This is a genomic window from Rickettsia endosymbiont of Urophora cardui (genome assembly GCF_964030725.1).
GTDB lineage: Bacteria > Pseudomonadota > Alphaproteobacteria > Rickettsiales > Rickettsiaceae > Rickettsia.
Window position 1 is genome coordinate 512,221 of record NZ_CAXIPY010000004.1, and the last position, 12,144, is coordinate 524,364.

Genomic DNA, 12,144 nt, shown 5'->3' on the forward strand with positions numbered 1-12,144 from the left:
AGCTCCATATCAAAATTAGACCAACACAGAAATGTATCAGTAAAAATTAACATAACTTATTAATTTTTATTGAAAATCTTAGCAATTTGTTGTCAAAACTCTATCCCATTACAAATGATCAGGATTTGAAGTGTTTTTGGCGGATAGACTATTTACCATCAATATTAATTATCTCAAGCATATTTCGGGTTGGAATCTCTTACATATTGTTTTGCTTTTACCTATTCATTATATAAATCACCATTTATTTTACTTATAAGTGCTATGCTACACACTCTTTAGCTACAAACTTTACTCTCTACATAATCATCTCCTGATCTTAGTACAGCAAACACCACTCTTGCCAACTTATTAGCTATGGCAACTGTCGTTTTATTATGGCTACTTCGCTCAGATAAATTAAACATCCATTTCGTAAATTGGCTAAAATCTTTTTTAGATTTCTGTTCTTCCGATGTAAATCTTATCTTGGCATTTAGTACAGCTCTAGCCCCTTGAATTAATAAAGTGCGTAAGTATACATCACCTCGCTTGCTAATTCCCAGCAGCTTATCCTTCCCACCACTTGAATGTTGTCTTGGCACTAATCCTAGCCATGCCGATAATTGCCTGCCATTCTCAAAACTTGTAGCATTACCTATTGATGCTATTAAAGCAGTAGCAGTAATTAAACCAAGACCAGGTATAGCTCTTAATCGTTGATATTGAGTTAGGTTACTTGCTATCATTGTTAATCGTTTTTCTATCTCTTTTATTTTTCTGTTATTATCTAAGAATTCTTCTTTTAGTTCACTAAATGTTTGATAACTTAACTGGCTTAATTTCCCTGCATCTAAAATCTCAATTAATTTTGTGATAACCTTATTAATGCCTTGAGGAACAATAAAACCAAACTCATGTAGTAGCCCCCTAATTTCATTAGCAAGTGCTGTACGATTTTTTACCAATCTCTCTCTTACCCTATGTATTGATAAAATTTCTTGTTGCTCTATAGTTTTAATTGCAACAAATCTCATATTAGGTCTTGTCACGGCTTCACATATCGCTTCAGCATCTGCTTGATCATTTTTATTAGTTTTAACATATGGTTTGACAAATTGCGGTGCCATTAGTTTTACTTCATGCCCTAATTTAGTTATTTCTCTTGCCCAATAACTAGAACCACCACAAGCTTCCATCCCTACTAAACATTGTGGTAAATTAGCCATAAATGTCAAAACCTGATCTCTCATCAATTTTTTCTTTAATACTGTCTTGCCATTTTTATCTACACCATGAATTTGAAAAATTCTTTTTGCAATATCTATACCAATTGTAGTAACCTCCATATGGACCTCCTTAATTGTTGTTTTAATATGTTAAATATTAACCCTAGAAGATTAGCAACTGCTTTTCATTCTCTATATCAGGAGGTCCATACCATTAGTCCACTATCGCAATATTAGAAATAATCATCAGGTCAAACCATTTGCACCAGTAATACGCAAAAGTAATAAACATGGTAAGTTGGAAATTACAATAAAATCAAGTTTTGATGGAAGTAATCAAATTACCAAAACCTCATTTAATCTCTCAGGGTTTAATTCCCCGAAGCTCTGCTTCGTGATATCATAAGAAACAACTAAAACTTTTTTAGATACCTCGTAGCTCTGCTGCGAGGAGCATCATTAAAAAGCTAGAATTACCCAATAATATTAGTGAGTATAAACCAGCAATATTAGACAAAATTGCTACAGTTTTTGATACATTATGTACCCAGATAGAATAAATAAATTTTGTTATTACTAAAAAAGTATAAAAAAATTGGAATACATTTCTCCTTATGGAAAGGATTTTGTCACAACTTCAGTCAATTATCGAAACAGTATTTAGTGTGCTGAAGGGTTCTTTCGAGATCGAGCATACAAGACATAGATCAATTTGGAATGCCTTTGTACATATCCTGAAGTTTTGACAAAAAATTTTTATTAAAAAAAGTGGCGAGTGTATCAATCTATAATTTGTATTATATATCAAATAATTTACTTTAAATTGTAGAAATATCGCTTTTAAGCTGATAAAAGCACTAAATATTTAACTTTAAATATAAATTTTTACTTTAGTCAGAAATAATTAGAATTTTTGTCAAAACTTCAGACTTATCCGCACTAATTGCATACTGTATGAAACCTAACAAACCTGCTATATCTCAAAATTAGCGAATCCAGAATTCAGGTTATAAGAGGTGAAGTATGGATAAAGATGAAAATGATATAACGATATATACATATGATCCTCAAGGTAGAATGTCTAGCGTGTCAATTGGAAATGTAAGAATAGAAAAAACTCATTCTAATAATAGTTTAAATAGTAATGAATCAATTCTGTTAAATGAAATAGAAGAGAAAAAAGATAACTATAATGATGAAGATTTAGAAATAATTAGTATCACTGCTGATACAGACTCATTAAAAGAGCACAAGGATAGTGATAATAATAGTCAAACAAAAATTTTAGATTCAGAAAAGGAAAGTGATTGCGGCACGTTTGATTGTATGGGTAAAAATGATGATTTTTATTGTATAATTACCTAACATCATATGGAAACGTTTAAACAATTTAGGTAATTAATGAAATTGCAAGCATCTATAAATGGTAAAATATGGCAGCGTAGAAGCGTTAACGAGGAAATAGTCATAGAATTATGCCGTAGTTTTAAAATCAGTGATTTGCTTGCTAGAATGATATCTTTAAGGATTGAGGATATAGCTAAGGCAGAAGATTTTTTAATGCCAAAAATCAAAAATTTGCTTCCTGATCCTTTCCATCTGCTTGATATGCAAAAGGCAGTAGATAGAGCTATTAAAGCTATCTTAAGTAAGCAAAAAATATGTATATTTGCTGATTATGACGTCGATGGTGCTACTTCGTCAGCATTACTTAAAAATGTTTTCAAAGATTTAAATATTGTTTGTGATATTTATGTCCCTGATCGTATAGCTGAAGGGTACGGTCCTACTCCTTCTGCTATGCAAAAAATTAAAGATAACGGCACTGAATTATTAATAACAGTTGATTGTGGTGCGATGGCTCATGAAGCCTTGAAATACGCAAAGGATGCAGGGCTTGACGTAATCGTTATTGATCATCATATTTCTACTGAAATATTACCTGAAGCAGTAGCTATAGTAAACCCAAATCGTGTTGATGAGACAAGTGAATGTAAACATCTTGCAGCTGTAGGGGTCGCTTTTTTATTTGCAACTGGGATATTATCAGATTTAAAGAGGCAAAATTATTTTGAGAAAACTCTTCCGCCTAATTTGATGAAATATTTGGATTTGGTGGCTCTTGGTACTGTATGCGATATGGTAAAGCTTATTGGGTTAAACCGTGCTTTTGTATCGAGCGGCTTAAAAATAATGCATCAAAGGCAAAATATCGGTATTAAAACGTTATATGATATGGCAGGGCTTAATGAAATCCCAAAATGCTATCATTTAGGTTTTATTTTAGGTCCGCGTATCAATGCTGGTGGTAGAGTAGGAAAAGCAAGTTTAGGTGCTAATCTATTATCTACCGATTGCTCTAATGAAGCTCTTAAATTAGCTGAAGAGCTTGAGAAACATAATAATGAACGTAAAGTCATTGAAATGCTGATGATAGAAGAAGCAATGGAAATGGCTAAGACGCAGCAAGATAATAGTTTATTATTTATTGTTAAAGAAGGATGGCATCCCGGTGTTATAGGTATTGTTGCAGGAAGACTTAAAGAGAAATTTGATAAGCCGGTAGCAGTTATAGCCCTAAATGACGGAATTGGTAAAGCATCATGTCGCTCTATTTTAGGTATTGATTTTGGTGCTGAGATTATTAATGCTAAAGTCAAAAATTTACTAATTACAGGCGGAGGACACGCCATGGCAGCAGGTTTTACAGTAGCTGCCGAAAAAATACAAGAATTACAAGAATTCTTAAATAACGCTTTTAGAATTAGCCTAAATAGACTAGAAAATTATAAGCAAGCAGAATATGATCTTGATTTAAGTCTTAGTAGCGTCCACTTACCTTTAATGGAAGAATTAAGTACTTTAGAGCCTTTTGGTCAAGGTAATTATGAACCTATATTTAAATTTGATAATTTATTTGTATTAAAAGCGGATATAGTGGGAAGTAAGCATATTAGATGCTTGTTTGCTCCGAATAAAAAAAGTTCCAGTAGTAAAGCATTACAAGCTATTGCTTTTAATTCGTTAGGTACTTCATTTGAAGAGGTATTACTTAGTCCTAAAGCACATAATATTTCAGTATTAGGAACATTAAAGACAAATAATTGGCAAAATAATTACACTATTCAGTTAATTATAAAAGATGTAATAATAACTTAAAAATGATGTTTATGAGCAATTTTAAAAAAATAAAAGATGCTTCTACAAAAATTTCAAAAGATTTAGCCAAAGTCGAAGAGCATTATCAAAACTATCCCCATCCATTTAGAGATCCAAATCAAGAAAAAGAACGTTTGCTTACTGTTTGCGGTGAGTTTCTAGGTGAGTTAAATCATTTTTTATATAAAGGTAAAGAAAATTTTGATATAGCTAACACGGAAATGTTTCTACCACAGATTAGGAAAAACTTAGGCATTGATCAATAATTTTACGTAAACAGTTTTTAAAGTTAGTCCAGCAATGTTTAATAGGATTTAGATCTGGTGAATATGTGAGTAAATACAAAAACTATGGTAAAAACCTTTCCGCGTTAGCTATAATGGTTTTAGATGTTTAGTAATTGGCAGCGGCACAGGTGATTCGGCTATTTATCTTGCAGATCAGCTGAAAAATAAAAATGCCGAGATAATATATTTGGATTTAAACAAGTCTAGTAACGCCAATTTAGGATAAGAGAAGTTGTTCTGGAGCTAAAGCATCAAGTTTTATACGAGATTTAGTTGTATTAGTTGACATTTGATCTTACATTTAATCTCTCAACGCTAATTTAGGATAAGGGATAGATAGAAAGCTTATAGAGAAAGGGTTTAAAGGAGATTAATGTTGAGTTATGATAGATTTTTTTAATAAAAGATCAGTAACTCAACATGAAAAGATGTATCATAACTGTATATTATTTAGTCTATCCGCCAAAAACACTTCAAATCCTGATCATTTGTAATGGGATAGAGTTTTGACAACAAATTGCTAAGATTTTCAATAAAAATTAATAAGTTATGTTAATTTTTACTGATACATTTCTGTGTTGGTCTAATTTTGATATGGAGCTATTGTTAACGATTTTTTATCGTTCATCTAGTTTTTGCATGATGATATTTTTGATTTATGTGGAGTTAGACACGATTTGTAAATGATTTGCAATGCATCGTAAATTCAAACCAATAGCAGAGATTATTGGATTGATAATATCTCCTATCATATGTAATAGTTGAGATTATATCTTACATTTAGTAAAATAAATTAATTATTAAATGGAGATAAAGAATGAACTTAAATCAAAAAATAATAAAACCAAAATTAGGTTTACTTGAATTAGCTAAGAGCCTTGGTAGTATATCATCAGCATGTAAAGCGATGGGATATAGTAGAGATAGTTATTACAGATTTAAAGAACTGTATGAAACTGGTGGCGAAGAAGCGTTGTATGAAATTAGTCGAAGAAAGCCAATAATAGCGAATAGAGTTGATCCTGCTGTAGAGAAAGCAGTACTAGATATGGCAATAGAATATCCAGCATATGGTCAGCTAAGAGTATCAAATGAGCTTAAAAAGACAGGTGTACTTGTATCACCTGGGGGAGTAAGATCAATTTGGTTACGTAATGATTTAAACAACATCAGTAAAAGACTTAAAGCATTAGAAGCAAAAATGGCTCAAGATGGTATTGTGCTTACTGAGGCACAATTACAAGTGCTAGAGAAGCGTCGTAATGAAAAAGAAGCTCATGGAGAAATTGAGACACAGCATCCAGGATATCTAGGATGCCAAGATACATATTATGTAGGCAACTTTAAGGGTATAGGTAAGGTTTATTCTCAGGTATTTATTGATAGCTACAGCAGAGTAGCTGATGTTAAACTATATACTGATAAAACAGCTTTAACTGCTGCTGATATGCTTAATGACCGAGTGTTACCATGGTATGAGACTCAAGGGATACCAATACTTCGTATTCTGACAGATCGTGGGTCAGAATATAAGGGGAATATAGAGCATCATGCTTTTGAATTATTTCTAAGTATCGAAGGTATAGAGCATACTACTACTAAAGCATATTCTCCTCAAACAAACGGTATGTGTGAGCGTTTTAATAAAACCATGAAACAAGAATTCTTTGATACAGCTATGCGGAAAAAGATTTATACAGCTCTTGATGACCTACAATTAGATCTTGATATCTGGCTAGAGTATTTCAATAATGAAAGACCTCATTCTGGTAAATATTGTTATGGAAAAACTCCTATGCAAACTTTTAAGGATAGTAAGAAATTAGCTGTTGAAAAGAATAATGAAATCTTGTATCTTGAATATGTATCTGACAGTCAAAATTTAACTGACAATCAGGGGCAAAATTTATAGTGTCTGTAAGATCAAATCTTAACTTCTACATATCATACCTTTCAAGAAGTTTCTACCCATCCGACCATATTGCTTTAAGTGACCTATTATTGGTTCTATGGCACTGCGTCTCTTGATCATAGACTTGTCCTCTTGTAACAACTTCTTCCGCGTTTTTGGGGTATATACCTTACTCTTCTCCTTTACATTGCTACCACTATACCCAAGATCAACAAATGATTTCTTTATCTTGATTCCAGTGACACTCTCTACTGCTTCAAAGCTCTGATGCAATGTATGACCATCATAAGGATTATTATGAAACGATTTTGCGGATAAAACAAAATTTCTACGACCACTTACTACTACCGCTACTTTATTGCCAAACTCATATGGCTTGTTGCGTTTTCCCTTTCCTATACACTCTACTTCAGGGGCATGAAAACTATATAATACTTTGTTATCTTCTTTATATTGCTTTTTAGCTTCTCTTTTTAAAACAGATTGGTTATGTATTTGTTTTATTTTTTGCAATACTTCTTGATTTTTGAGAGACAAGTTTAATTGCTTATTTTTGATCTCACGCTCACATACTCTAATCAAACGACCCAGTAATATTTTTAAATGCTTCATTATTTTCCAACGCTTCTTGGCTTTACTATGTTCTTTATATTTCCATAGCTTTACTATATCGCGTTTATAGGTTCTAGCGTATGTTTCATTCAAATGTATACCCAAACTGTTGCAAAGCTTTACTATGCTAAGCCTAGCTTTATCCATTAAATAAACATCGTGTGGGTGTTTGATATTCTTAATTTGTACAGTCGTATCAGCGATGATTAATTCCAAATCTTTTTTTTTAATTGTGTTAGTTTTTATCCCAACCCTGATCAACTCCGATAATATCTCATTATATCCAGCTTCACCTAATACACTACGAAACCGTCGTATACTAGTTTCCGAGATAGCTATTCTTTTTCTATATATTCCCACCCGCAGAAATACTGCCAATACATATTCTCTTTTAGCTCTTCCTCTGATAATGAATCTGAAAAATTATACATTGCTTGTAGCATCGTTATGCCAAGCATCACTCTATGACATTTTCTATTTCTACCAAATTTCTTAATACAAACATTTTTTGATAACCACTCTTCGAGCCTAGACCAATTTATTAATTCTCTTAATTTATATAGCTTATTATTTGGGTTTAATTCTTCTTTTAATTTATAACCAAACAGTTTCCCTTGTTCTTGCGATTTGATAATGTTGTCTATTGGCATTGACTGAAATCCATAAGGTTTATGACCATATTTTATCATTTTCTTACGGATTGTTGTATTACTTCTTGTCTTAAAACCATATTATCTATAAGGCTTGTAGAGTTTTGGCGGACGGACTATTTAGTAGATAATTTTTGTAAAATATATGAAGAATGGATAGAACACCGTCTATTATCAACAAATCAGCAAAGGCATAGAATAGGAAAACTAAACAACCCTCAGCTATAAGCTGAGGGGTTATAAAGTGGAATCGATTAGAAATCGATCATCATTTGTAGAAGTTAAGATTTGATCTTACAGACACTATAAATTTTGCCCCTGATTGTCAGTTAAATTTTGACTGTCAGATATATATTCAAGATACAAGATTTCATTATTCTTTTCAACAGCTAATTTCTTACTATCCTTAAAAGTTTGCATAGGAGTTTTTCCATAACAATATTTACCAGAATGAGGTCTTTCATTATTGAAATACTCTAGCCAGATATCAAGATCTAATTGTAGGTCATCAAGATCTGTATAAATCTTTTTCCGCATAGCTGTATCAAAGAATTCTTGTTTCATGGTTTTATTAAAACGCTCACACATACCGTTTGTTTGAGGAGAATATGCTTTAGTAGTAGTATGCTCTATACCTTCGATACTTAGAAATAATTCAAAAGCATGATGCTCTATATTCCCCTTATATTCTGACCCACGATCTGTCAGAATACGAAGTATTGGTATCCCTTGAGTCTCATACCATGGTAACACTCGGTCATTAAGCATATCAGCAGCAGTTAAAGCTGTTTTATCAGTATATAGTTTAACATCAGCTACTCTGCTGTAGCTATCAATAAATACCTGAGAATAAACCTTACCTATACCCTTAAAGTTGCCTACATAATATGTATCTTGGCATCCTAGATACCCTGGATGCTGTGTCTCAATTTCTCCATGAGCTTCTTTTTCATTACGACGCTTCTCTAGCACTTGTAATTGTGCCTCAGTAAGCACAATACCATCTTGAGCCATTTTTGCTTCTAATGCTTTAAGTCTTTTACTGATGTTGTTTAAATCATTACGTAACCAAATTGATCTTACTCCTCCAGGTGATACAAGTACACCTGTCTTTTTAAGCTCATTTGATACTCTTAGCTGACCATATGCTGGATATTCTATTGCCATATCTAGTACTGCTTTCTCTACAGCAGGATCAACTCTATTCGCTATTATTGGCTTTCTTCGACTAATTTCATACAACGCTTCTTCGCCACCAGTTTCATACAGTTCTTTAAATCTGTAATAACTATCTCTACTATATCCCATCGCTTTACATGCTGATGATATACTACCAAGGCTCTTAGCTAATTCAAGTAAACCTAATTTTGGGGTAAATTCCAGTATTAATTAAGCCAGATTTATATTTTCTTCCCATACCTCATTGGGTGTTTTATAACCGAGCACTTTTCTTGGTAAATTATTTAAAAAATCCTCAATTTCTTGTAATTGCTTTATTGTTAATTTTTTTATATCTAAAGATTTAGAGTATACTCTGTGCACCATTGAGTTAATCTTCTCTATCAATGGTTTTTGCCATGGAGAATAAGGATTGCAAAAATATACTTTTCGTTCAGATTTTGGCAATAGTTGTTCATGATTGGTAAATTCTTTGCCATTATCTAACGTTATGCTTTTGATTATATGCGACAATTGTTTAAGTTTTTTATTCATGTTACCAATCACATCTTGTGTTCTTTTTGAACGGTTTAAAGTGAGAAACACTTTTTGTGTTCTGATATCCACAAGAGCGCCTATATTACGACTTTGATTACCTTTGTTAAAAGTTAAATCACCTTCTAAATGACCTATTGCTGCTATCTTTCTATTTATCTCTGGTCTTTCAGTAATGGAAACTCGATTTGGTATTGTAATTCTTTTGTTTCTGATTCTTGTACCATGATGCAACCTATTTTTCCTTTTTCTTGCTAAAGATAAATATAATTTTTGCCTTTGTGCTATAGGAGATGTATAAATAAACTGGTATATACTCTCTGTAGAAATATTGACAGTATCTCGTGATAGTTTACGTCTACCTGAAATTATATCTGGTGAAATACCCTGTGTTAACTGCTTTATTATTTCTGCTCGTAAATTATTATCAATATCTAATTTTCTTTTTCTCTTACCTTGCCTTAAACTGCAAGCAAGTGTGTTAGCCCTATCTGGTCTATAATTATGCCTCATTCTCTTGAGTTCATAACATATAGTGCTTTTATCACGGCCAATCTTTGTCCCTATATATCGCGAGCTATAACCACTCTTATTCATTTCGTATATTTTAAATCTTTCATCTATCGTTAAATGAGCCATGATATATCTATATTTAAAATGATGCTCCTCGCAGCAGAGCTACGAGGTATCTAAAAAAGTTTTAGTTGTTTCTTATGATATCACGAAGCAGAGCTTCGGGGAATTAAACCCTGAGAGATTAAAAATTGATTATATCTGGCTTAATTAATTATAGAACTTTCCGTTTACCAATTTCAAACATTTTGTTTAATAAGTGGCATTTAATAGACATTTCTTTTGTCATATTTTGATCATGTCTTGATAGAAACTTACTACCAAAAGAAGTTTTAAATCGAAAGAACGTGTTCTCTACACGCTCCCTTCTACCGTAATTATTCTTTACCCTCCATGCTTGGTATCCTTTGTTTTGTTGATATATAACAGCTGCATCTCTCTCAGTTTTATCCCTAAGCGATTGAACTTTTACTGAAGAGTTTGGGGGTCTAATAACTGGTTTTATCTTCTTCTTTCTCAACAATTGATATGTAGATTCACCGTCATACCCTCGATCTCCCAGAAAATCCTTGGCTCTGACATTAGCTATTAGTAGTCCAATCTGTGATCTATCATCTATAGTATGCTCTGTGGTACTATCGGCAAGTATCATACCTTGATCTTCTATAACGATATGTAGCTTTTTCCATATGCGACGCTTATATTGCTTACCATGCTTATTTTCTAGCCATTCGTTCCCTGTGTAGGCTTGTATCCCTGTACTATCCATTGAAATACAACTAAATTCTTTATCTTGATTTCCATGTAAATACCTAAGATCTAATGACTTCATACGCTTACTTAATGTTGTATAGTCTGGACATCTAATAGATAAACCCGATATTTCAAAGAGCCAGTTTATAAAGCCTTGGGTTTGGCGTAACTTAAGACCGAATAAGCATCTGATCTTCAAACACTGTAATATAGCGTGATCACTATAGCGTCTAGGTCTTCCTCGTTTCATTTCCTCTCTGTAATCAGCATACCAGCCAATCGCCAAATCACTGGCAATCATAAAATCTATGCGACCCCTATTGCGTAAAAAATTATTATATTCTGACCAATTCGTTATTTTATATTTAGAATACTTGCGTGATTTACTAAAAGGGGCTTTCTTCCGAGATCTCATATAATCTGGATTATTTTTTAATTCAGGACATCTTACCAGATTATCACCACTCTTGCTCTACAAATTTTATTTATGCAACAAAGCCATTCTGAGCTGTTAACAATAGTGCTTTTATACCATCAATCACCTTGTAAAAACTTTAAATATTTTTATATGTCCTATCTACAATTATATAAATCAGACTTTGTAACTCTTCCATCATATACTCGTTTTATAGCTCTAAAACCAAGAGTTCTGAGTTATTTAGTTTTATTACTTGAATGGTATATGCAGGCAGCTCAATCTACGGGAGTTTCTTATATTGACGCCACATCTTTAGAGGTTTGTCATCGAAAAAGAATCTCTCGTAATAAAGTCTTTGCCGGTATTGCTGCTTTGGGTAAAACAACAAAAAGTTGGTTTTTTGGTCTAAAATTACATTTGGTTATTAACGAAAAAGGTGAGATTCAAGGTCTAAAACTAACGCCTGGTAATGTAGATGATAGAGCGCCGGTTTCGATAATCACCAAACATATCACGGGATTATTGTTTGGCGATAAGGGTTATATCAAACAGGAGCTCTTTGATGATCTATACAGCAAAGGAATCAAGTTAGTAACTGGCATAAAGAAGAAAATGAAGAATAAACTTATGCCATTATTTGAAAAAATATTATTACGCAAACGCTCAATTATCGAAACAGTATTTAGTGTGCTGAAGGGTGCTTTCGAGATCGAACATACAAGACATAGATCAATTTGGAATGCCTTTGTCCCTATATATCGCGAGCTATAACCACTCTTATTCATTTCGTATATTTTAAATCTTTCATCTATCGTTAAATGAGCCATGATATATCTATATTTAAATGATGCTCCTCGCA

9 protein-coding genes and 3 pseudogenes are annotated in these 12,144 nt (G+C 32.6%); 6 read left to right on the forward strand and 6 right to left on the reverse strand.

Translation table 11 applies throughout. The features are described from left to right. Positions 1 to 278: 278 nt before the first annotated feature. The gene (locus tag AAHI98_RS05955; RefSeq protein ID WP_342224642.1) at positions 279 to 1,328 is read right to left on the reverse strand and encodes an IS110 family RNA-guided transposase; all 1,050 of its coding nucleotides are present in this window, start codon (positions 1,326 to 1,328) and stop codon (positions 279 to 281) included. Positions 1,329 to 1,819: 491 nt separating this feature from the next. On the opposite strand from AAHI98_RS05955, the pseudogene AAHI98_RS05960 reads away from it, so the two are divergent. From AAHI98_RS05960 to AAHI98_RS05980, 5 genes and pseudogenes are all read left to right on the forward strand, one after another. Next, positions 1,820 to 1,942: pseudogene (locus AAHI98_RS05960) on the forward strand (transposase); the annotation flags it as partial. A gap of 289 nt (positions 1,943 to 2,231) precedes the next feature. Beyond that, positions 2,232 to 2,573, forward strand: coding sequence for a hypothetical protein (locus AAHI98_RS05965; protein ID WP_342225317.1), 342 nt, complete (start codon positions 2,232 to 2,234; stop codon positions 2,571 to 2,573). Between the two features lie 36 nt (positions 2,574 to 2,609). After that, positions 2,610 to 4,367, forward strand: a complete 1,758-nt coding sequence (gene recJ / locus AAHI98_RS05970; protein ID WP_342225318.1) for a single-stranded-DNA-specific exonuclease RecJ — start codon at positions 2,610 to 2,612, stop codon at positions 4,365 to 4,367. 11 nt (positions 4,368 to 4,378) lie between these two features. Further along, positions 4,379 to 4,573, forward strand: a pseudogene (locus tag AAHI98_RS05975) (class I SAM-dependent methyltransferase); the annotation flags it as partial. Positions 4,574 to 5,471: 898 nt separating this feature from the next. Next, complete coding sequence (locus AAHI98_RS05980) at positions 5,472 to 6,566, forward strand: IS481 family transposase (protein ID WP_342224693.1); 1,095 nt, start codon at positions 5,472 to 5,474, stop codon at positions 6,564 to 6,566. Between the two features lie 18 nt (positions 6,567 to 6,584). Here AAHI98_RS05980 and AAHI98_RS05985 read toward each other — a convergent pair whose 3' ends face one another. The 5 genes from AAHI98_RS05985 to AAHI98_RS06005 form a co-directional block, all read right to left on the reverse strand. Further along, positions 6,585 to 7,538: a hypothetical protein gene (locus tag AAHI98_RS05985; RefSeq protein ID WP_342225319.1), complete on the reverse strand. Its 954-nt coding sequence runs from the start codon at positions 7,536 to 7,538 to the stop codon at positions 6,585 to 6,587. After that, complete coding sequence (locus AAHI98_RS05990) at positions 7,514 to 7,867, reverse strand: transposase (protein WP_342225320.1); 354 nt, start codon at positions 7,865 to 7,867, stop codon at positions 7,514 to 7,516. The genes AAHI98_RS05985 and AAHI98_RS05990 overlap by 25 nt, the downstream gene beginning before the upstream one ends. Positions 7,868 to 8,131: 264 nt before the next feature. After that, on the reverse strand, positions 8,132 to 9,214 hold the full coding sequence (locus AAHI98_RS05995; protein WP_342225391.1) for an IS481 family transposase: 1,083 nt from the start codon (positions 9,212 to 9,214) through the stop codon (positions 8,132 to 8,134). Between the two features lie 3 nt (positions 9,215 to 9,217). Continuing rightward, on the reverse strand, positions 9,218 to 10,180 hold the full coding sequence (locus tag AAHI98_RS06000) for an IS30 family transposase (protein ID WP_342224646.1): 963 nt from the start codon (positions 10,178 to 10,180) through the stop codon (positions 9,218 to 9,220). Between the two features lie 148 nt (positions 10,181 to 10,328). Beyond that, positions 10,329 to 11,282, reverse strand: a complete 954-nt coding sequence (locus AAHI98_RS06005; protein ID WP_342225321.1) for an IS5 family transposase — start codon at positions 11,280 to 11,282, stop codon at positions 10,329 to 10,331. Positions 11,283 to 11,363: 81 nt separating this feature from the next. Here AAHI98_RS06005 and AAHI98_RS06010 point away from each other — a divergent pair. Continuing rightward, a pseudogene (locus AAHI98_RS06010) lies at positions 11,364 to 12,056 on the forward strand (IS982 family transposase); the annotation flags it as partial. Positions 12,057 to 12,144 lie beyond the last annotated feature (88 nt).

Coding starts and splice junctions, on each gene's coding strand:
- AAHI98_RS05955 (WP_342224642.1), bottom strand. CDS start 1,328: ATGGAGGTTACTACAATTGGTATAGATATTGCAAAAAGAATTTTTCAA.
- AAHI98_RS05965 (WP_342225317.1), top strand. CDS start 2,232: ATGGATAAAGATGAAAATGATATAACGATATATACATATGATCCTCAA.
- recJ (WP_342225318.1), top strand. CDS start 2,610: ATGAAATTGCAAGCATCTATAAATGGTAAAATATGGCAGCGTAGAAGC.
- AAHI98_RS05980 (WP_342224693.1), top strand. CDS start 5,472: ATGAACTTAAATCAAAAAATAATAAAACCAAAATTAGGTTTACTTGAA.
- AAHI98_RS05990 (WP_342225320.1), bottom strand. CDS start 7,867: ATGATAAAATATGGTCATAAACCTTATGGATTTCAGTCAATGCCAATA.
- AAHI98_RS06000 (WP_342224646.1), bottom strand. CDS start 10,180: ATGGCTCATTTAACGATAGATGAAAGATTTAAAATATACGAAATGAAT.
- AAHI98_RS06005 (WP_342225321.1), bottom strand. CDS start 11,282: ATGAGATCTCGGAAGAAAGCCCCTTTTAGTAAATCACGCAAGTATTCT.